The sequence below is a fragment of the Streptomyces sp. 7N604 genome, from assembly GCF_052245475.1.
Lineage (GTDB): Bacteria > Actinomycetota > Actinomycetes > Streptomycetales > Streptomycetaceae > Streptomyces.
In genome coordinates this window covers 138,947-160,146 of record NZ_JBQQBX010000019.1, presented here as the reverse complement: position 1 = coordinate 160,146, position 21,200 = coordinate 138,947, and the positions used below count along the sequence as shown (strand labels likewise).

Annotated in this window: 15 protein-coding genes; 3 read left to right on the top strand and 12 right to left on the bottom strand. The window is 68.8% G+C overall.

Annotated features, from left to right (window positions below; genetic code table 11):
- Positions 1–212: 212 nt before the first annotated feature.
- The 12 genes from ACTWP8_RS21930 to ACTWP8_RS21875 form a co-directional block, all read right to left on the bottom strand.
- Complete coding sequence (locus ACTWP8_RS21930) at positions 213–2,063, bottom strand: acyl-CoA dehydrogenase (protein WP_443323858.1); 1,851 nt, start codon at positions 2,061–2,063, stop codon at positions 213–215.
- A gap of 17 nt (positions 2,064–2,080) precedes the next feature.
- On the bottom strand, positions 2,081–5,371 hold the full coding sequence (locus ACTWP8_RS21925; RefSeq protein ID WP_443323857.1) for a thioester reductase domain-containing protein: 3,291 nt from the start codon (positions 5,369–5,371) through the stop codon (positions 2,081–2,083).
- A gap of 489 nt (positions 5,372–5,860) precedes the next feature.
- Positions 5,861–6,877, bottom strand: a complete 1,017-nt coding sequence (locus ACTWP8_RS21920; protein WP_443323856.1) for a zinc-dependent alcohol dehydrogenase family protein — start codon at positions 6,875–6,877, stop codon at positions 5,861–5,863.
- Between the two features lie 22 nt (positions 6,878–6,899).
- Entirely contained in the window at positions 6,900–7,082 is a 183-nt protein-coding gene (locus ACTWP8_RS21915; RefSeq protein ID WP_443323855.1) for a hypothetical protein, read from the bottom strand.
- 1,915 nt (positions 7,083–8,997) lie between these two features.
- Entirely contained in the window at positions 8,998–10,011 is a 1,014-nt protein-coding gene (locus ACTWP8_RS21910; protein WP_443323854.1) for a DUF4331 family protein, read from the bottom strand.
- Between the two features lie 123 nt (positions 10,012–10,134).
- Positions 10,135–10,764 (bottom strand): hypothetical protein, encoded by a 630-nt coding sequence (locus ACTWP8_RS21905; protein ID WP_443323853.1) that lies wholly within the window; start codon positions 10,762–10,764, stop codon positions 10,135–10,137.
- A gap of 229 nt (positions 10,765–10,993) precedes the next feature.
- On the bottom strand, positions 10,994–12,190 hold the full coding sequence (locus tag ACTWP8_RS21900) for an alpha/beta fold hydrolase (protein ID WP_443323852.1): 1,197 nt from the start codon (positions 12,188–12,190) through the stop codon (positions 10,994–10,996).
- Positions 12,183–13,943: a non-ribosomal peptide synthetase gene (locus tag ACTWP8_RS21895; protein WP_443323851.1), complete on the bottom strand. Its 1,761-nt coding sequence runs from the start codon at positions 13,941–13,943 to the stop codon at positions 12,183–12,185. The genes ACTWP8_RS21900 and ACTWP8_RS21895 overlap by 8 nt, the downstream gene beginning before the upstream one ends.
- Complete coding sequence (locus ACTWP8_RS21890; protein WP_443323850.1) at positions 13,940–15,205, bottom strand: cytochrome P450; 1,266 nt, start codon at positions 15,203–15,205, stop codon at positions 13,940–13,942. The genes ACTWP8_RS21895 and ACTWP8_RS21890 overlap by 4 nt, the downstream gene beginning before the upstream one ends.
- Before the next feature lie 717 nt (positions 15,206–15,922).
- Positions 15,923–16,561, bottom strand: coding sequence for a hypothetical protein (locus ACTWP8_RS21885; protein WP_443323849.1), 639 nt, complete (start codon positions 16,559–16,561; stop codon positions 15,923–15,925).
- A gap of 453 nt (positions 16,562–17,014) precedes the next feature.
- The gene (locus tag ACTWP8_RS21880; protein WP_443323848.1) at positions 17,015–17,170 is read right to left on the bottom strand and encodes a hypothetical protein; all 156 of its coding nucleotides are present in this window, start codon (positions 17,168–17,170) and stop codon (positions 17,015–17,017) included.
- 169 nt (positions 17,171–17,339) lie between these two features.
- The gene (locus tag ACTWP8_RS21875; RefSeq protein ID WP_443323847.1) at positions 17,340–17,726 is read right to left on the bottom strand and encodes a hypothetical protein; all 387 of its coding nucleotides are present in this window, start codon (positions 17,724–17,726) and stop codon (positions 17,340–17,342) included.
- A 445-nt stretch (positions 17,727–18,171) separates the two neighbouring features.
- On the opposite strand from ACTWP8_RS21875, the gene ACTWP8_RS21870 reads away from it, so the two are divergent.
- From ACTWP8_RS21870 to ACTWP8_RS21860, 3 genes are all read left to right on the top strand, one after another.
- Complete coding sequence (locus tag ACTWP8_RS21870; protein WP_443323846.1) at positions 18,172–19,359, top strand: beta-ketoacyl-ACP synthase III; 1,188 nt, start codon at positions 18,172–18,174, stop codon at positions 19,357–19,359.
- A gap of 215 nt (positions 19,360–19,574) precedes the next feature.
- Positions 19,575–19,802: an acyl carrier protein gene (locus ACTWP8_RS21865; protein ID WP_443323845.1), complete on the top strand. Its 228-nt coding sequence runs from the start codon at positions 19,575–19,577 to the stop codon at positions 19,800–19,802.
- Entirely contained in the window at positions 19,802–21,019 is a 1,218-nt protein-coding gene (locus tag ACTWP8_RS21860) for a beta-ketoacyl-[acyl-carrier-protein] synthase family protein (RefSeq protein ID WP_443323844.1), read from the top strand. Before ACTWP8_RS21865 ends, ACTWP8_RS21860 begins: the two co-directional genes overlap by 1 nt.
- Positions 21,020–21,200 lie beyond the last annotated feature (181 nt).

Here is a 21,200-nt window from a genome sequence, read left to right as displayed (position 1 = left end):
AGCGGGAATCGGCTGAGGCCGCGTAGACGCGGGCGCATGCCTGCCGTGCTGCTGGCTGATCAGCGATGTTGTCGTCGACGACAGCCATGCTGCTGCTGTCGCCACTGAGGTGTGAAGGAACCTGCACCATCATCCTGGAAGAGGGGTAGGCCGCTTAAGGCTGCTGTCCCCGCGGCCCCGGGGCCGGCCGGGCCCGGCTTGCCCGATGGCTGTCAGCTCTCAACGTCTTTGGCCAGCTTGGGGGCTGCCGGTATGCGTGCGGTGTAGCTGGTGATGAAGTCGTCGTACAGGATGGGTGCGGGTGTCACCCCTGGTGGGATGCGGAACGCGCTGGTCAGAGAGAGGACCGAGGGTGCGATCGCGTCGCAGAGGTCGTCGATTGCCTTGGACAGCTGTCGGGCGTGGTCAGCGGTGATCAGGCCGGCGCATAGGAGCCAGCCGGAGTGCTTGTTGATCTCGGTGAGCGCGTACAGGGCGGCCAGCCGCCGTAGGGCCTGCGCGGCCCGCGGGTCGCGGGCGCTGTCCACCGCGTGCACTATCTGTTCCAGGCCGATCCGCGCGGCGGAGGCCTGCGCTAGGTCGAGAGCGTCGTTGGTCACCGAGTTCCAGGCGTCGAAGAACGACTCGGTGGCGTTCGTTGTCGCCTGCAGGTCGCGGTTGATCTGGTCGCGCAGCCGGGCTTCCCGCTCGCGCAGTACGTAGAGCAGGAAGTCCTGGTCGAGCAGTTCGTCGGTCGGCGCGGTGTCCAGTCGCTGTGGGGGCTGGTATTGCTGTCCGGAGAGGATCTCGCTGGCCGCCTTGAGGAGCAGCACGTGGGTGTCTCCCTCGGCGGTGGTGGTTCCGTGGGCGAGGCCGAGGTGGTCGGCGATGCGGTTGGCGGCGAACAGGCCCTGGGCGCCGCACCGCTGGCGGCACTGGGACAGGATGCGCTCGCCCCAGAGGCTGACGGCGGCCTTGGTCAGCGCGGTGATCTGGTCTACCTCCACCTGGTTGTCGGTTGACAGCTCGGCGTGGACGTGCCGGGCGTGGCGGACCATGAAGGTGGCGGCGTAGGTGTAGGCGAGGGCGGTGAAGATGGGTTTGCGGAAACTGCGGTAGGTGACGATGGGGACTTCATCCTCACCCGTTGCGAAGGTTGTGCGCTGGTGGGCGTAGCGGAGGGTGATCTGGAGTGCGGAGCGGCAACACGCGGCCAGGGCGGCCGCGAGCAGCAGGCGGCCGGTTTGCAGGCGGCTGCCTGATACCAGGAAGCGCCAGTGGCGGTCGGGGCTGTCGCTGGTGAAGGCGCCATCCTCGGTCAGGCGGCCGGCCGGGCCGGCCAGCAGCAGGCCGTGGGGCACCTGCACTCCGGAGAAGGTGGTGAGGGCGTTGTCCTGTGCGAAGGCGGGTTTCTCGGGGAGGGTAGTGATCGAGACGCCAGCGCAGGGCTGCCCCTGGGCGTCGCGGATCCGTACGAGGAACGGCATGACGCCGTGGTCTTCACCGTCGACCTTCAATCGGGCCATCACGACTGCGATCTTGCCGACTCCGTCGAGGCCGGTGGCCGGCATGAACTTGGCAGCGCGGGCAGAGGGCGTGGTCAGGGTGAACCGGCGCCGGGAACGGTCGTAGACGGCTTCGGTTTCCAGGGCCCGGGAATTGGAGCCGTAGCCGAGTTCGGTCATCATGAAGAGGCCGACGGCGGACATCGACTCCAGGTCCTTAAGCAGGGCTTGGAGTTCGGGGTCGGCGGTCTCCCGGTCCAGCACCGTGCCCAGGCAGAGGTTGTAGTGCGGGAAGAGGAGACTGGACAGGGATGCGTCCGTGATCGCGCACCATTCATGCAGCGCTATCAGGCGATCCATGTCCGCGAGGGTCTGACGGGCCGGTTCGAGGGAGTCGCTGACGAATGTAAGCCTCTCGTACGACAGACGCAGCTTCTGCTCCTCGTTCAGCCCCTCCTGGCGTCGGAACACTTGGTGAGAAAAGAGCTCTGATAGGTCCTTGTGGACACGGTCGTACTGGCCATCGAAGACCAGGTCGGCGATGTAGCGGGCAACGGGGTCGGTATCGGAAGTAGCCAAGGTGTGGTGAGCGCTCGTCACGAGCGGGCCGCCGTTTCGTTGTGCTGTGCGCGGTCAGAGTGGTGTGCGGCCGCGGCCGGGGGCGGGATGAGGCCTTCGCGGACCATCCGGTCGAGGTAGCGGCCAAGGAGAGCGGGGCCGGCCGGAGGGCATTCGATGCCCGTTCCCTCCAGGAGTTCCTGGGCGCTGGAGGTGTCGACCAGGATCTTGTCACCGGTGGGGAGAAGGTCCGCCGCGGCCGCGGTGTCTGCGGGGTCGCCGGGCGGGTGCCCGGGGTGAGTGTCTACGTGGCCGCGCAGGTGGGGAAGGAGCAGGCCCATCGGATTGTCGGCGTCGGCTGCGAGGGCGTCGGTCCATTCCTGCCACGGGAGGGTCCGCAGGGGGTAGCCGCAGTCGGTGAGCCATTGGGCGAGGTCGGCTAGGCGCAGGGAGGGGCTCTGCGCGAGGTGGACGATGCGCCCGTTGGCTCGAGGGTTCAGGGCGATGGCGATCACGGCTTGGGCGACGAAGTCGACGGGTGTCCAGATGTCGACCCATTCGGCGTCGGGAAGGGCCCCGGCGCGGATGCTGCCGGCGAGTGCGCGGCGCCAGAGGTCGCTGTCCGCCCAGAAACCGCCTTCGGTGTCGCCCGAGACCCTGGCCAGCCGGTAGATGCTGACCGGAACCCCCAGTTGTCCGGCTGCGTGGATGAGTTGCTCGGCGGCCCACTTGCTGCGCGGGTAACCGCTGAGTGTGTGCTGTGCTCGGGGCGGCGTGGCGACGGGCTGCTCGAGGGCGTGGGCGTTGTACCAGTCGCCGAGACCGTGCAGGGCCGCCAGGGTCGAGATGTGGTGGACGCGCTTGAGCCGCTCGCAGGTGGCGAAGCGTATGACTTCCTGGGTGCCGAGGACGTTGGGGGCGTGCAGGGTGTCGTAGCTTTGAATCGCACTAACCGAGGCAGCACTGTGGATCACGGTGTCCACCCGGGCTGCCAGGTCCGAGAATCGCTCTGTGGGCAGGCCGTATTGGCGACGGGAGAGGTCGGCGGGCACGGCCGCCACGCGGTCGAGGTTCGCAGAGGGCATCCCGTAGCGGTCCAGGGTCGCGGCGAGCCGGGCGAGCCCGTCGGCCGCCGTGCGGGCCCGGACCAGGCAGTGGATCTCGGCTCGGGTGCGGGTCAGCAGCTCGTTCAGCAGGAATGCGCCGACGAAGCCGGTGGCCCCGGTGAGCAGCACCTCCTTGGGGTTGCGTGCCGAGGCCAGAGCACGGTCGGCGGGCAGGGTGATGGCGGGGTCGAAGATCATGTCGCTGCTCAAGTCGCGGCCATCCCCGGCCTGGGGCGCGGGGGCATGTCGGTGGCGGGCCGCTTGGACTGTCTGCGCCAGTCCCCCGACGGTCAGGGACTGGAAGGCCTCGTTCGCGGTCACCGTGCAGCCGAAGCGCTTGTTGATCTGGTTGATCAGACGGATCAGTCCCAGGGACCCGCCACCGAGCTGGGAGAGGTGCTCATCGCGGGTACGCGGGCGGATGCCGATGATCTTCTCGCAGGTGTCGAGGATCTCAGCCTCCAGGGCGGTAACGTCCTCCTCCTGGCGCCCGTCGTTCCGGCTGGTGGGCGCCGCGGTGGTGGTGGGCCAGTCGTAGAGCACGGGCAGCTCTCCGGAGGCCAGCAGCAGTCGGCACCGAGTCCGCTGGATCTTCCCGCTGGAGGTCTTGGGCAGCGAGCGGGAGGTGATCAGCACCATCCGCGACACGGTGACTCCGTGCACCCGGGCCACCGATCCGCGGGCCCGCTTGACGACTCCTTCGTAGTCCTCGGGGGCGGACCGGTCGTCGACCTCCGCCACGAGGACCGTGGCCCCACCATCGGGCTCCTGGAACGCAGCGCACCCGCCCAAGCGCAGCTGTACGGCGGCTCCTTCGGCCGTCAGCTCAAGGTCCTGCGGGTAGATGTTCTGCCCCTCGTTGATGATCACATCCTTGGCGCGGCCGGTGATGTGCAGCCGTCCTCCCGCCAGGAGGCCGAGGTCACCGGTACGCAGGAACCGCTTGTCGGTGCCGGGCATCACGCGGCCGAACACCTCCTTGGTGGCTGTGGGGTTGTGCCAGTAGCCCTGCGCCACGCTGGGACCGGCCACCCACACTTCGCCGACGGTGCCCTCGCTGCACTCGGTTCCGGTGTTGGGATCGACGATGCGGATGTCCACGCCAGGTGCGGCAGCACCGACGTCGACCAGTTGGTGGGCGTGCGAGGGCTGCTCTGGGGCCTGCAAGATGCCAGCGCCCAGGGCGGCGCGGTCCGCGCTGAGCCAGCGTGCTCCTTGCCGGATGGGGCCGCCACTGACCATGAGGGTGGCTTCGGCCAATCCGTAGCCTGGCAGGAGTGAGGCCTGTGAGAAGCCACTCCGGGCGAAGTCCTCGGCGAACCCTTCCATGGTCTGGGCGCGTACCGGCTCGGCGCCGCAGAACGCAACGTCCCAACTCGATAGATCGAGAGTCGCGCGTGTGGATTCATCCACGTGGCGGCGGCACAGCTCGTAGGCGAAGTTCGGGCCCCCCGCAACGGTTCCTCGATACGTGGTGATCGCTTCCAGCCATCGCGCCGGCTTGCGGATGAAGTCTGCCGGGGGCATCAGAACACTTACGCCTCCGGTGTAGACGGGCAGCAGGACACCCAACATCAGCCCCATGTCGTGGAAGGTCGGCAGCCACGACACCACGACTGTCTCAGAGTCGGCTTCGAACCTCTCGGCGATGGCCGCGACGTTCGCCATGAGGTTGCGGTGGGTCAGCACGACGCCTTTGGGTTCCGAGGTGGAACCGGAGGTGTACTGGAGCATCGCCGTGTCACCAGGGGCAGGCGTTGGCGCATCCTGGTTGGGACCGGGTACAACGGCAGGATTGATCACGACCCGCGCGCACTGTTTCAGGGCGGGAGCGGCGTCGAGCGCCTCCTCCATTCCCGCGCTCATCTCGGAGGTGGTCACGACCACGGAAGGGGCGCAGTCTTCCAGGATTCCGGCCAGCCGCTCCAGGCCGCGCCGCACGCGGGTCGGATCGTAGAGGGAGGCCGGCACTGCGACCAGGCCGGCAGCCAGGCAGGCGTAGAAGGCGACCACGAACTGCGGACCTGGCGGGCACAGGATCACCGCGCGCTCGCCCGGTTCCGCCGCGGCGGCGATGCGCGCCGCGTTGCCCAGGACCTGGTCGTGGACTTCGCGGTACGTCAGCGACAGCTGTTCATCACCGTCCGCGAGGAAGACATAAGCGCGGCCGCCGGGATCACCCATGGAACGCTCGCGCAGGATGTCGACCATCGTGTGGCTCAACGCTGCTCCCTGCAGGGGCCGAGCGCGGCTGCCCATCCGCTGTGAGAGATCCGGTTCCTGGCTGGTACCGGGGTGGCTGGGCCGTGGAGGTACTGACGTGCTGCGATTCTCGTCATCGTGTACTGGTCGACCCAGGCTTCTGTTGTCAGCGACGGGCTCAGACATGGGTCACACTCCTCATTCCAGGCACACCCGGTGGGTTGTTCTGGCAGGCTCGGCGGGGCGCTCCGAGGGGGCAAGGGACTTCCAGAGGCTGGCCCACGGGGTGAGATGCGATCGTCAAAAAGGTGCTGCCGTGTTTCGTACGACGGGAGGGGGGCTTCTTAGCCAGCCCGGACCGCGGCCGCGCACGGGCGGCGGCATCCGCCCGACCACCGCCGCGAGGGAAGAACACCTCGTTCTCCCCGTGTCAGTGATGCGCGGCCCGCGAGAGCGGTGGCGAGCGGCGTGGCGCCCGACGGATGCTCGGCTCGTGCCCCATGGGATGGGTCAGGGGCGCAGCAACACCTTGATGGCGCGGCGTTGGTCCATGGCGCGATAGGCCTCGGCCACCTGATCGAGCGGCAGCGTCAGGTCAAACACCTTGCCCGGGTTGATCCGGCCCTCCCAAACGCGGTCGATGAGGTCGGGCAGGAAGCGGCGCACGGGTGCCGGCCCGCCCCGAAGGGCGACGTGTGAGAAGAACAGTTCATCGCCCGGGATGTTCACGCCGTGCGGGACGCCCACGAAGCTGATGTTCCCGCCCGGCCGGGTCGAGCGCAGGGCCTGCTGCATCGATTCGTTGGTGCCGACGCACTCAAGCGCGGCGTCCGCGCCGAGGCCTTCTGTTATCTCCTTGATGTGGGCGGCGCCCTCATCACCGCGCTCGGTCACGATGTCGGTGGCGCCGAACTCGAGGGCAAGCTTCTGGCGCGCAGCGTGGCGGCTCATGGTGATCACCCGCTCGGCGCCCAGCTGCGATGCGGCCAGCACCCCGCTCAGCCCGACCGCTCCGTCGCCGACGACGGCGACGGTCATGCCGGGCTTCACCTCGGCGGCGACGGCGGCGTACCAGCCGGTGCCCATGACGTCCGACAGGGCCAAGAGGTCGGGCAGGAGCTCTGCTGACGGCTGTTCGGGAGTCGCTACCAAGGTGCCGTCGGCCAGCGGGACGCGGACCAGCCCGGCCTGGCAGCCGCGCATGAACTCACGGTGCTGGCACGAAGTCTGAAATCCGGCCCGGCAGTGGGGACAGGTGTTGTCAGAGGCGAAGAACGAGCCGATGACGAACTGCCCGGGCTTGAGGGAGCTGACCTCCCCGCCAACGTCCTCAACGATGCCGACGTACTCGTGCCCGATCGGCATGGGCTCGGTAACCGGGTGGATGCCGCGGTATTCCCACAGATCGGTGCCACATACGCAGGTGGCAACGGTGCGGACTATCGCGTCGGCAGGATTGATGATCTCCGGGTCGTCGCGCTCCTCGAAACGCACGTCCCCAGGAGCGTGGATGACAGCTCCTCGCATGATGGCTCCTTCCTTCCTCCGCTCAGATGCTCTGTTCCGCGGTTGTCGTCAGGTCGGTCCGCTGGAGCGCGCGCATGCCCTCGTAGGCGTAGCAGGGGCCGCACAGCGATGACGCGGAGTGCGCTGTGGGGGCAGTCATCACCGTGCCCGCCGTGGCGGCGAGTCCGAAGCAAGCGGCGGTCAGGATGCGGGGCGGGGAGGGCATCGTGCGGAGCTCCGTTCGCCATGAACGGCATGGACAGGTCGTGGTGGCCGGCTGGGGCGCTCCCGCCGGAGTGTGAACCGAGCCACCGAGCGTGCGCCTACCAGCGGCTGGCGGTGGCGGTGCGACCGCGGGGGTCCCGCCGGGCGAGCCCGCGACCGTACCAGGCATCCCATCCAGCGGGATTCAGTGGCGGCACTGGCTGGTGCGCTCATCCCACTGGTGTCAGCCTCGAATCGCGCCGACCGAAGTGAAGTCATGGTCGGCCAGCGTGGCGCTGCGGGGAGGGAGCCGGGCCGCGCGGCGTATTGGGCCGCTCGGTGGGGGACCGGCGAGCTGCACTGTGCCCGCGTGCAGGATTAGCCCGGCAACTGCTGTCGGCTGGGCCCGGGGCCGGGTGTCCTGTCGGGCAGGCTTCAGGCGGGCGCAGGGCGGAGGCCTCGGGCGCCGTTCAGGGCTACAGTCCGGCGATACGGGCCTGTTCATGGCGGGACGCGGGCGGTGGGAGTAGCCACCACCGCCCGGGCCGGCTGAACCACCGCGGCGCAAGGGGCGATGGTGCTGGAGTGCCGGGCAACCGTCCACGCAGGCGGGCGGTGAGCCGCTCAGAGAGGACCGGTACTCCGCGTTAGGCCCTACGTCGGCGCCCGGCGGGCCGTGCCGCCGGCTGTTCCTGCCTGCTGCCCGGTGGCACGCCGCCACCGGCAACCATGGCCGCCCCAATTCCACGGTGCACTCATCTTGACCGGGCCGGCGAACCAGGCGGAAGGTGATCTACCACCCCCCGCATCGACGTAACTGTCGAAAGGAGCTCGCCGTGGCCGATATCCAGGAATCTCCCTTGAAGTCCCCGGACGGCGGCCACACCCGAACACGGCCTGCGTCGTACGGGCTGGCTCGACCTGGGCCCTCATCACCCTGTCCGGATGGCTGGGCGGCGATGTCCTGGCACACGTGCCCACCTGGGAACTCACTCTCGTAACCAGCCGACGCCGCGAGGACCTCCCGGGTATCTGGCTGACTGTACTCGCCCGCCTCGACGCCCGACTCGAAGAAGACCTCGACCTCCACGACTGGCGGCGCCCAGACCTCACGGGCAGCCGCCTGAGCATCGCCTCAAAGCCAACAGGCATCCCCCACACACCCGCTGCCGCGCCACCCGGGTGCCCTCCCCCTCCGTCCGGGCGGCGCGGCCCCCTCGAAGCGAACTCGCCGCCTGACGGACGGGCACCTGCAAAGCCCGCAGTCGCCGTTCACCCCGCTGGCCGTACCTGTCGGGGCAGGGGATGATCGCGGCGTGAGCCCAGCCCGCCAGCTCTGCCCGGCCGTGGTTACCTCGGCTTCAGCGCCTGATCCGCCTCGGCTCGACGGATCGGTACGCCTACCAGGGCAGGGCCGGGTGCTCGTCACGCCAGTCCCTCAACCTGGCGATCGCTTCCTTGGAGGCGTGCTAGCACGGAGCGCACCTCACCAAAACCAACGACAGCCGCACGGTGATCTGCTCCGGGCAGTCAACGTCCCAGGGGGCCGGGCCAGCGCCCGCCGACCATCGCCTGCTGCGGCAGCGGCGGCTACCCCGGTCCACCCCGGCCTCTTCCCCTCCTGCCGCACCCGTACGCGACCGGCACGTCCCGAGTGCCGACCAGCTGCCCGTGTGCGCCCACACAGGGCTGGGCAACGGCGCCACAACGGATCCGACGCTGCGCCGACCGCGCCTTGGTGAAGGAACAGCTCAGGCACCTCCTCGCGGATCCGTTACTTCCACGCCTCAGACAAGGACGCGGGCCGCCGTCGAGGGCGCCGACGCACGGCACCCTTGAGCTGCGGTTTGATCGGTGAGCCGGTGCGGGGCGACGGCGGAACGCCGTCGCCTGGCACCGGCTTTGTGTTCGAGCAGGCGGGGGGAAGGCCCAAGGACTCAGCCGTTGGCCACGGGCTTGCTCACGTAGGGAAACTTGGTCCGCAGCGTCCCGGTGGCGGAGCTCGCGTCCAGGCCCATGTCTACGGCCCTGTTAAGGACGATGTGGAACATCGCTTCCGGGGTATTCTCGGTGAGGCCTCTGCCGTTGCGTCGATCCACGCCGAAGAAGGCAGAAGAACCAACTCTGTAGTGCAGTTCGTCGGGCATCAGAATGTCGCGTACGGCAGCGCCGTACTTGTCCGGGTCTTCGGCCGTACCGTTAGCCGCGACGACACGGGCCGTCATGGTCGCGATCTTCTCCCCGTACTGTGCAAGGTCGTCCTCGGTTGGCGCGGCGTTGTACTCGTCGCCTTCGTTGAATCCGTAGAGGGTGCTGACCAGGGGGTTTGCTGCTCGGTCGATCTGACGCCACCCTCCGGGGGCGTCGGTGGGCACGGCTACGGAGCCCCAGAAGCCGATGGTGGAGCTGGATCCGAAGAAGCTGTCCGGTATTTCGAGAACGATGGCGCTGACGTTGCTGTTTCCGAACAGGTTGGTGGCCTTGTTGGGGTCGTAGGCGCTGAGGTCGAGCTTGCTTCCGTTCATCACTGCAGTCCTGACCGCGGTGACGACATTTCCCTCAATGTAGAAGGGATCACCGGCGCTGCCGGCGAAGAGCTTGAAGCCTGTGGGGCCGGTGATGTTCTCGTTGGTCCGGCCGTGAGCGACGATATGTCCGGGGGCGTAGCGGTCGGGGGCGTAGGGGCCGGTCACCTCGCGGAGGACCAGGGCCTGATTGCCGGTCGAGTCGGGCGGCAGGAACATGGCACGCAGAGCGATGTCCGCGATTCCATCGCCGTTGGTGTCGACGTTGAATTCGTACAGCGCTTCGGGGTGGAAACCTTCTGTACCTGAGAGAGGGTTGACGTTGATCACGAAGACCGTGCCGCTCTGGCCTCGAAAGAGGTACACGTCGCTGATATCCAGGCTAGGATCCTGCCGCGCGGACAGGCCGTCGAGGTGATCAGACATGTGGTGCTCCTGGTTGCAGGTTGATTATCGAGAGTGGAGTCCGCTTGTTTGACTGTGGGGGAAGCGGAGAGTGCCCTGTCTTATAGCCAGTCACAGGACATTTCGGATCAGCTGTGCGAGGACTCAGATCGCTGAGAACGGTTCCAGTTCAACCGTGTAGAACTTTCCCCAGTGCGGGAAGTCGGTGGATGCGCCCCATTCTTGCCAGAGCGACAGGAAGGGAAATTGTTGGGCATCCCATTCGACCCGGAGAGCGTTGCGACCGCGGGCGTCGGTGATCTCGTACCAGCCGTCGGTGAACCCGGTGAGGTAGGCAGTCTGGGATGCCGCGCCGGGCTCGGGGGCGACCGACGCGTCTATCGTCTTCCCGTCAGGCCCCGGTACATGCGGCCACCGAAGCAGAGTGTCGCCAGCTGTCCGTGATGCCGCTTGAATTCCCTTCTGTGGAATGACCCTCACTCCGTCGGGCAGCACAATCCGATGCCCAGGCTTCAGGAATGGACGGCTGAACCGCCGTACACCGCCCCGCTTCATCTGCGCGGCTGCTGGAAAGCCAGCAGAGCGCGATTGCGCTGCGGCTGAGGCCGTGCTGCTTGCAGACCCCAGGGTCATCAGCAAGGGAGCTGCGACCAGAGCAGCGAGAACGCTGCGTCGGCTCCGGGCATCAGCGACGCCCGCGGATTCATTGTGCCGACCGGCCGCCGGAGCGGTCGCTTCTGTGTCTTGTGTTGTTGCCATCTGGCCCACTTCCACCGTCTGTTTGTCTCTGGCCGATACTCGATTGCCCGTTCTCGGGGGCGAGTGCAAATCGCAGCCGCCCGAAGAAACGTGGGAGACATCTGATAGAGCTCGTTCCGGATAGTGCCAGTCGCGCAACATCCCTGGCCGGATCCATGCTGTTTCTCCCGCCCCGCGGGAAAGCGTTCTGATCGCCATTCCGCCGGGTGCCCTTCCGTACGTGGGCACCCCCCGGAGGTCACCGCTATCGGCAGGGGTGGACTGGCGGCAGGGTGCGCCAGGTCTCGGGCCTGTGGCTTCCCTGGCGTCGACGTCCAGCTCGGCGTCCGGCTGTCTCTGGGCAGGGGGTGACTGCCGAGCAGTACGAACTGAAGGAGGGCGGTTCGCCTCCGGCTTGCCCCGGTGACCTGCGCTGGGCGGTGCGCCTCCTGCGGGGACGTGGGCGCTGGCCGCCCGGGGTGCTCGTGGCCGGTTGTGTTCGCTCGGTGGTGGTGCACTCCGGCTGAGGCCGGTCGGCGCGTTGGTCGGTGGCTGCGCGGGGTGGGTGCCGGGGGCGTCTACGGGCCAGCTGGGCGGCGAATTCGCCCAAGGCCTGGGCGAGTGCGTCGGGCTTCTCCAGGGGCAGGTCGTGTCCGCCGTCGAGCCAGGTGGTGTGCAGGCGGCTGCCGAGGGTGGTGGCGGCCAGCTCGAGGCTGGCGCGCCGGACCCGGTCACCTCGTGTGTCGCTGGTGTTGGCGGCTATGGCCAGGACGTGGCAGCGCAGGTCGGCCAAAAGGGTTGCGGGGTCGCAGTGCCACTGGCTGTGTGCGAGCTCCGCTTCGTGCTTGGGGTCCAGGCGTAGCCGCAAGCCTGAACCGTCCGGCTGTGGTTCGTAGTTGGCCAGGACGGCAGCGAGCACCTGGTCGCGTGCTGGGGCTGGGGCTAGCTGGGCGCCGGTCAGCCACTTCTCCAGCACGGGCGCGGTGATGCCGTCCAGGCGTGGGCGGCACATCATGGTTGCCGCCTGCTCCCAGGTGCGGCCGAACATCGCCTTGGGGTGGAAGAGGCCGCCGTCGATGCAGGCCACGCCGAGGACGGTGTGCGGGGTGAGAGCGGCGGCTCGCAGGGCGATGGTGGCGCCGAGGCTGTGGCCGGCCAGGAGTACTGGCGGCAGCTCGAGGCGGTCGAGGGCGGCGACGATGTCCTGGGCAAGTGCGTCGATGGTGTATCCGCGTTTGGGCCGGGTCCGGTCGCTGAGGCCGTGACCGCGCAGGTCGATGCGCAGCACGCGGTAGCGGGTGGAGAGACGGTGGGCGACGGGGTACCACCAGGCGGAGGTGCTGGCCAGGCCGTGCAGCAGGACTAGGGGCGGGGCGTGGTGGGGTCCGGATGCGTGCACGTGCAGCGTGGCATCGCGTAGTTGGACGCGCCGGGTGGTGGCAGGCAGGTGGGAGTCAGGCATGGGCAGCACTGCCCGGGGTTGGGGCTGTCAGGCGGGCTTGCACAAGACCGCTGAGGGCGGAGGCGGTGGGGTGGTCGAACACCTCGAGCACGGTCAGCTCCACTCCCCAGGTCGTCTTGACCTGCACGGCGATCTGGGCGGCGAGCAGGGAGTGTCCGCCGTGGTGGAAGACGTCATCGTCCGGTCCCAGCGATGATGACTTTGTGATGTCTCGGAGCAGGGCGTGGAGAGTGTCGACCAGGTCTTCGTTCTGTCCGGCTAGGGCTGGGTCTTCGTTTTGCCTGGCCGCTGCTGGCCGCTGCTGTGCCGTCGAGGTGAGGGTGGCGCGGTCGACCTTGCCCCACCCGGTGCGCGGCAGTTGGGGCATCAGGTGGAGCTCGGCGGGGACCATGTGGGCGGGCAGCCAGGCACGGGCGAAGTCGGCGAGCTCGCGCTCGGTCACCCCAGGGGTGGCTGGAACGACGTGGGCGATTAGGCGAGTTGCGGAGCCGTCGCCGAGGGGGACGACGGCGCACTGGCGTACCTGCTCGTGCTCGCTCAGCCGCGCCTCGACCTCTTCGAGCTCGACGCGCTGGCCGCGCAGCTTGATCTGGGTGTCGCGGCGGCCAACGTAGCTGACGGTGCCGTTGGTGGGGTGCTGGCGGACGATGTCGCCGGTGCGGTACCAGCGGGTGCCATTGGACTCGACCAGGAAGGCGTGCGCGGTCAGGTCCGGGCGGTTGAGGTAGCCGCGGGCCAGGCTGGCTCCGGCGATGTGGAGTTCACCGTCGTGCCCGGGTGTCGCCCGGACGCCGGTGTTCAGGTCGATGATGCGGGTCTGGACACCGGGCAGCGGGCGGCCCAGGTGGACGCGGTCCCCGGGATTCAGCTGGGCGACCATCGCGGCGACGGTGGCCTCGGTGGGACCGTAGCCGTTGTGGAAGTGTCGACCACGTCCCCACTGCTGCAGCAGGTCGGAGCCGAACTGCTCGCCGACCGCGGCGACCGAGACCAGGTCGGGCAACCGGTCGGCAGGGGTGGCCGCCAGTACCGAGGGGGTCAGGGTGGCGAGGGTGACGTGCTCGTCACGCAGGTAGTCGGCCAGGGCGTCTCCGGCGTTCCAGGCCTCGTCGGGGGCCAGGCACACCGTGCCGCCCGCGGCGAGGGTGGGGATCATCTCGGCGACGGCAGCGTCGTAGGCCCAGGAGGCGAATTGCAGGGTGCGGGTCTTGGCGTGGATCCGGAAGGCCTGCTGTAGGCCTCGGGCCATGTTGAGCACGCCGTGGTGCTCGATCAGGACGCCCTTAGGCTCGCCGGTGGAGCCGGAGGTGTAGCAGACATAGGCCAGGTCGCCATGACCGCTGGACAACGTCGGGGTGGGCCCTGCGGACCGCTGCGGGCTGGTCAGGGGCACCATGGTGGTCCCGGGAAGGTCACCGGGGGTGTCACTGTCGCGGTCGGTGACCACAAGCGCCAGGCGGCAGTCGCGGGCCAGGAACGCCCGCCGCTGCGCAGGCAGATCCGGGTCCAGGTAGACGACGGCGCAGCCGCTGATCCAGATGCCGAGCCATCCGGTGACGGCCTGCTCGGTGCGCCGGGTGTCCAGTCCGACGATGCTGCCGGCGGCGGCGCCAGCGGCGCGCAGGCGCCGGGCCAGGTCCAGGCTGCGGCTCCACAGCCGCTCGTAGGTCAAAGTGCCGTCTATGCCTTGTACGGCGACGTGGTCGGGGCGGTCGTGGACGCGGGCAGCGATCAGCTGCAGCACGGTGGTCATCGCTGCTCCTGGGTGGCGGGCACCACCTGGTCCAGGTGCACGGGCAGTCTGTCCAGGCCGCGCAGATTCCCGTTCATCCGCCAGCGTGGGTCTCCGGCGGGCCGTAGTCCGCGGATGCGCCCGGTGATGGCGGTCAGGGCGATGGTGGCCTCCAGGCGGGCCAGCGGGGCCCCGAAACAGACATAGGGACCGTGTCCGAAGGCCAGGTGGTGGGGTGGGGGGCGGTCGAGGCGGAACTGGTCGGGATCCGGGAAGACTGCGGGGTCTCGGTTGGCCGCGGCCAGCATCAGCACGACGCTGTCGCCCGCACGCACGGTGGCGCCGTCAATGTCGAGGTCGGCGGTGGCGGTGCGGGCCACGTACTGGGTCGGGCTGTCCAGCCGAAGGAATTCCTCCACCGCCGCCGGGACGTGCTCGGGACGCTGGCGCAGCTCGCAGGCGATCTCGGGTTGGCGCAGCATGGTGGACACGGCGCTGCCCAGCAGGCTGGCGGTCGTGTCGTGCCCGCCGATCAGCACGATCATCATGTTGCCGAGAAGTTCGTCGGCGTCCATCTGCCCGGCGTCGACTGCGGCGATCAGCGCGTCGGTCACGTCCCGGCGCGGCCGGGTCCTGTGACGGTCAATCACCGTCTGCAGGTAGTGGGCCAGGTCGGCGGCGTTGCGCGCCTGTGCCTGGGCGTCGTCGGGAACATGGCCGAACGAGCCGACGACGTCGCCCCACCCGGCGGCCCAGGTGCGCAGCTGCTCAACCGTGACGCCCTTCAGGCCCAGTAGCTGCGCGACGATCCGCAGCGGCAGCTGGCAGCCGAACGCGCTGACGAAGTCAATGCGGTCACCGCGGTCGGCCATCTTCTCCAGCAGGGAGTCGACGACCGCGGCGATCTGGTCGTGCAGGCCTGCGACGATGCGAGGCCGGAACGGCTGGGCGACGGTGGCGCGCAGCCGGGCATGATCGGACGGATCAGCGAACGTCATATGACGATCCAGCAGCTCGAACGCGCGCCTCATCTCCGGGGGTGCGACCGTGGCGATGGTGTCGGTATGCCGCATCGCGGCGGACAGGCGCCGGTCCCGTAGCAGGCGGGCGACGGGAGTGTAGCCGGTGACGATCCAGGAGCGGACGTACGGGTCCCAGTGCACGCGCCCGTGTTCGCGCAGGCGACGGTAGAACGGGTGCGGATCACAGATGATCTCTGCGCGCCTGAGGTTGAACAGGCTCAGGTCTCGGGCCGCGGTGGACCCACTGGTGATCACCGTCATCGTGCTGCTCCGTCACATCTCCCAAGGGCTGTTGGCTGCCGGGATCGGCCAACGCGGGCTGCTAGCCCGGCATGCTGAGCCTGCATCTTTCGGCAAGGTCGGGCCCGCCTGGGCGCCGTCCTGTCCCGCTGATTGAGGCCGCAATCGCCGGGCCGGTCCCAGGGAGCGGAATGGAGCAGCGCGAGGGAGCTGCCGACGGGGTTGTGTGCCGGGCGGAGCAGAAAGGCGAGGCCCTGCTCTCGCCAGGGGCGGGGTGCGGGGGCGTTTGCGCCATGCGCCGCCGTCCCCTGGTGGTATCCGCCTCACGTTGAAATGGCGAACACTGCGGCCTGCGAAGCGGGCGGCTGCCGGGCAGAGAGATCGTCAGGCTTGGCCCGCTCCAGTTCTGCCAAGTTGGGTGCATGGCACTCCGTGTCCTGGCAGGCCGCCGGTCTCAGTCGGCGGGGACGTCCCCCAGCCACCCACCGGCCGCGGTCTGGCCGCTTTCCCCAACGGGGTCCTCCGGCCGTGCCGTGACTCTGGTCGAGCACGCAGAGCCGGCTGCGCGACGGCGATGTCGTCGTTGCGCAGCGCCGGTCCCAGCGGTCGGCCAGCGGCTGGTACGCGCCGCGCAGCAGAGTGGCCAGGCGGTCCTCCTCCGGGATCGCCTGGCCAAGCCGCTGGCGGTCAGCCCCGTCGGGCGCAGGTATTCACCGTAGTGGTGTGCCTTCCGTCCTCCTACCAGTCATCCCTGATCTGGAACGAGCCTGGAGCATCGGCCTGCGCCGAGGCAGAGCGGACCTGGTCTGCCCGCTCAGCGGGCCACCGGGTCGCAGCGTCCCAGCGGATACCGCCGAGGTAGGCATGGGATAGAACTGCTGCCCTCAGGTCTGCTCCGCAGAAGTCGTTGCACACGTTGTCGAATGTCTCGCAGGCCTCCGCGAGGTCGTCGACCAGGGCTGTCAGCATCCTGCGTGCGGAACGGCGAGGGGTGGATGTGAGTTGTGATGCCTCACGCCGGGCCTGACGTACGGCGGCCATGAGCTGCTCGGCGCCCTGCGGGCTGCGGCGGTTGCCGACGTGCTGGACGTTGGGAGGAGCGGCGAGCTCGAGCGCGTCCAATAGCCCGGCAAGGCCTGCGCGCCTGCTGCCGCCTCCGGGACCCGCCAGGGTCTTGTCCAGGTCGTCAACGGCCGCCTGCGCCGCGCGCCGCGCCTCGGTCAGCTGGTGTGCGAGCCACAGCAGATGCCCTCGTGTCTCCAGCCGCATCGTGGCGTCCCAGGCGGCTACCATCCGGGCGGCTGCCGCAACCGGCCGCTGGTGACGTCGCCGCACGCGCAGCCTTGTCAGCAGCCGTCGCCAGGTCACCGCGTTCACCGAGGACCCCCCCGTGCCACCGGATGACAGCACTCCATTCTGCTGCAGGAGTCTAGGGCCCCGGATCACCAGCAGGCGGCCCTGCCCTCGCTGGGATGCTCCCTGACGCGGTCCCCGGCCTTCGTTGTCGGGGCGCGGCCACTGCGAGCGCCGTTCGGTGGCAGCCCGGCCGCACAGGGCGCATCCCTCCTGGTGGTGCGGTTCGCCGGCGAGCGCGGCCGCCGTCTGCCGGCGCCGTCTGCCGTGCGCTCCCCCACCAGCTGTATTCCGAGCGGTCCGCGACACCGCCCCAAGACCCGGTAGGTCTCGCACAGCCCGATTGACAGGTGCGGAACTCCTGGCCAAGTCCGGCCACTCGTTCGCTGGACACGTCCTGGCGGCACCACGAGCAGCTCGGCAGCGGCTCGGGGGCGGCCGGCTTGGTGTAGGGGTCGGTGGGCGTGGCTCGCACGCTCAGGTTGCGTTCCTCGCGGAAGAGCACCGGTCCGTCGTTTCCTCGTCCGGCATGAACAGGCGTACGGCCTTGCTGCGTCCGGCAAGCGCGAGCCGCGTCTTCCAGTGGCCGTAGGCGACCATGTCCCGCACGCGGGCTCGCTCACCCCGATCCATGACCTAGTCGTGCAGACGCGGCTCGGCCTTGGCCTGTTCACGGTGATCGGACAGCCGTGGTCGCAGCCGGACGGCCAGGTCGCGAGCGGGGAGCAGGTCCGCTGCGGGGTCGGCTTAGGCGCCGACCGCGCGGATCTCCTGGACCCAATGCAAGGTGGCGTCCGGGTCGTCATTGATCGCGGCCGCCGCCTTGAGCACCGACCAGAGCGTCGGCGCGCCGGCGGGTCGAGGGCCTGCGCCCCGATGCGTACGCGAGGACCCGCCCGGCAGGGGTCAGTTTCCAGGTCCGGTAGTCACGGCGTTCCCACGGCTCGGTGCGGCAGTCCTCCCCGGTGGGGCCGGTCAGCAGACCCGCGCGCACCAGCTGGCCGAGGTAGGCGACGGTGTCCGTCTCGCGGAGGTTGAGCGGGCTGATGAGGTCGTGGACGCGGACCCCATAGGTGTCGGCACGCTTGGGGACGTCGCGGGCAGTGCGGGCGTCCTTGCCGCACAACGGATTGTCGAGGTTGACGACGAACTCGCCCTCGTAGGTGCCCAGTCCGCCCAGTGCTCGCAAGGGCGGTCTGCCGCTAGGACCTACCGCAGCCTCCTTCAGGTCGCGTAGCAGGCGCTCTTCCGCGGCGACATTCTGATCCGCGGGGGTTCCGCTCAGTCACTCGGAAACCGTACCGGCCTCCGCCACGGCCGCTGTGGCTCTGTGCACGAGAACCGTGACTGCTGGACAAAGCCAGCCGTGCGGCCTCATCAGGGTCGGCACGGTCAATCACGTCGAACCAGTAGTTGAGGGCAATCCCTGCGGCGAGCTTCCCGCCTCGCGGATCTCCTTCCTAAATCGCTGACCCGTTCCACGGGAGAACAGCGCTGCCACGAGGTTCGGCGCTGGCCAGCACAACCAAGGTGGTCATTCCCAGCAGGACGCGCGGTCGGCACGAGGCAAAGATCTGCACAGGTCAGGCACGCGCCCCCCGGATGGATCACCGATCGTATGAGGAGAGTGAACGATGCCGACGGGCCGACACCACAACGCGCGGTCTTCGCAGGCATCCGGGGCTGGTCCGGCAGGCTCCGGCGATGTCTCCGCCGCGCGCCGGTGGCGTCATCAACGCTCCACCACCACGGCTAGGGCAGCGATTGTTGCCGGGGTGGGCGCCTGGGTTCCTCCGTGGACCGTCACCAACGATGCGCTGCTGGCGCGGCTGGGGTTGGAACCGGGTTGGATCGAACGCCGTTCAGGCATCGGGCAGCGTCATGTGGTCTCCCCGGGGATGGCCACCAGTGACTTGGCTGTCGAGGCCGGAGCTCGTGCACTGGAGTCAGCGGACGGGCTTGACGTCGACGCAGTCGTGGTCGCCACCACCTCGCCCGATCGGCTCTGCCCCAGCACGGCACCGGAAGTGGCGTCCCGGCTGGGGCTGGCCGGGGTGCCCGCGTATGACCTGGCGGCTGCCTGCAGTGGGTTCATCTACGGGCTGGCCAGCTGCGCCGGGCTGATCTCAGCGGGCATCGCCGAGCGAATTCTTCTCATTGGCGCGGAGGCATTCACCTCTTTGGTCGACCCCAACGATCGGGACACCGCTGTCCTGTTCGGCGATGGTGCAGGAGCGGTGGTCCTGCGGGCCGGAGACCCGGGGGAGCCCGGCGCGGTCGGGCCATGGGATCTGGGCAGCGACGGGGAGCACAGTGATCTCCTGGCCGTCGCTGCGGGGGCGTCCCGCCAGCGCTCGGCACGCAGCGTGGGCCAAGGCGCGCCACCGCCTCAAGATCAGTATCTGTCGATGGCGGGTGCCCAGGTGTATCGGCACGCTGTGGCCAGGATGACTGCCTCGGCGCAGGCAGTCTTGGATCGTGCGGGCTGGCCTGCGGCAACGGTTGACCATCTCATAGCGCATCAGTGCAATGCGCGCATTCTGCGCGTGGTCGCCGGCAAGGTGGGCATCTCCGATGATCGTCTCGTGATCCACCTTGATCGCGTCGGGAACACATTGGCCGCATCGATCCCGTTGGCGCTTGCCGACGCCGCCTGGCGCGGCGTGCTGCACTCCGGTAGCCGCGTCCTGCTGACGGCCTTCGGTGCAGGACTGACGTGGGGGTCGACTGTACTGGTCTGGCCCGAGCTGCCTTCGCATACGGCCGTGCGTGATCCCACCGCAGCCCCAATCTGGAGAGAGGAGAAAGCCACGCTTCACTGACCCGCATCCGGGCCGAAGAGGACCCCCGGAGAAGCGGGCCTCGCCTCGCCTCGGGGCGAGCGACACCGGCCGTACCAGGATCTCCCCCATCGATTCCGCGGCAAGGGACACGTCTCTCCCCATAACGCACTCAAGGATCAACTACCACTGAGGAGGCAGGCGCATCCGCCCCAGGCCCCGTAGGGCCGCGGACGGCGCCCACCGTCATGGCATCTGTGAACAACCGCATCAGCTCGGTGCTGACCAGGTTCGGCGTCGACGCAGACGAAATACATGCCGAACGGACCCTGGATGACCTGGGGTTCGATTCCCTTGCCCGACTCGAGCTCGTGGAGCTGCTGCAAGAAGAGTTCAACATACAGATCAGCGACGAGGAGGCATCGAAGGCGACCACCGTCGGCGACATCGCCGGGTTCCTCACCAGCAAGGCAGCACTGCACTGATGGACGGTACCGCCGTGGTGGTCACCGGTCTCGGGCTGGTGACCCCTGCGGGCATTGGGGTGGCCAGCAGCTGGGAACGGGTTCTGGCTGGCAAGCCGACCGCAACACGAATCCCGGAACTGTCCCAGCTGCCCGTCGATTTCGCCTGCCCGGTCCCCAACTTCGACGCCGCTGCTCTGCTCAGCCGACGCACCGCATGGCGCCTCGACCGCTACGTGCAGTTCGCCCTCGTCGCGGCCAGGGAAGCCATCCAGGACGCCGATCTGCACCCGGGAACCTGGGAGGGGACCAGGGTCGCGATCGTCATCGGCACCGGGATAGGCGGGGCCGGCACCACCGAAACCCAGTACAGCAACCTGCGGGACCTCGGCCCGCACAAAATCTCCCCCCTGGCTCTGCCCATGGCCCTGCCCAACATGGCTGCGGGCCAACTCGCCATCGAGCTCGCCGCAACCGGCCCCAACCTCGGTGTGAACACGGCGTGCGCCTCTGGCGCCACCGCCATCGGTGTGGCCCGCGACCTGCTACGCGCCGGCACCGTGGACATCGCGCTCGCCGGAGGTACCGAAGCCGTCATCACACCCTACTATGTGTCAGCTTTCGCCAGAATGGGCGCTCTGTCTACCCGGCACCCCCTCGAGACGGCATCGCGTCCCTTCGACACCGCGCGTGACGGCTTTGTGATGGCAGAGGGCGCCGGCATGGTCGTGCTGGAGACCGCACGGCACGCACACGACCGCCGCGCCCGGATCCACGCGCACCTTCTCGGCTACGGGGCGTCCGCAGACGCCCACCACGTCACCTCACCTGACCCGGAAGGCCGAGGCGCCGAACAGGCAATCCGAGCGGCCCTGGCCGACGCAGGCGTCAGCCCCAACGACATTGACCACGTCAACGCCCACGGCACCTCCACCCCCCTCAACGACATCACCGAGGCCCAGGTCATACATCGCGTGCTGGGCACTGGCCCCGCAGTCACCTCCACCAAAGGCACCACTGGCCACTCCCTGGGTGCCGCCGGCGCCATCGAGTCCATCTACACGATCCTGGCCGTTCAGCACAGCCTGATCCCCCCCACGGCCAACCTGCACGAGCCTGGCCCCGGTATCGAGGTGGACCTGGTCACTGGAGAGCCGCGACGCCGAAAAATCACCGCGGCCCTGAACAACTCCTTCGGTTTCGGCGGACACAACGCCGCCCTCATCATGTCCACCTAAACCACGCCAGAAAGACCACACCCATGACGCAAGCACCGCCGCAGACGCAAACCCGCCCCGCCGCCCTGCAGACTCCGCGCGAGGAACTGACCCACCTGCTCTTCGATGGCAGATTCGACACCCACCACGCAGACCTCCGCGGCCTGCTCCAGGCAGAGATCTTCGACGCCCACGAAGGACT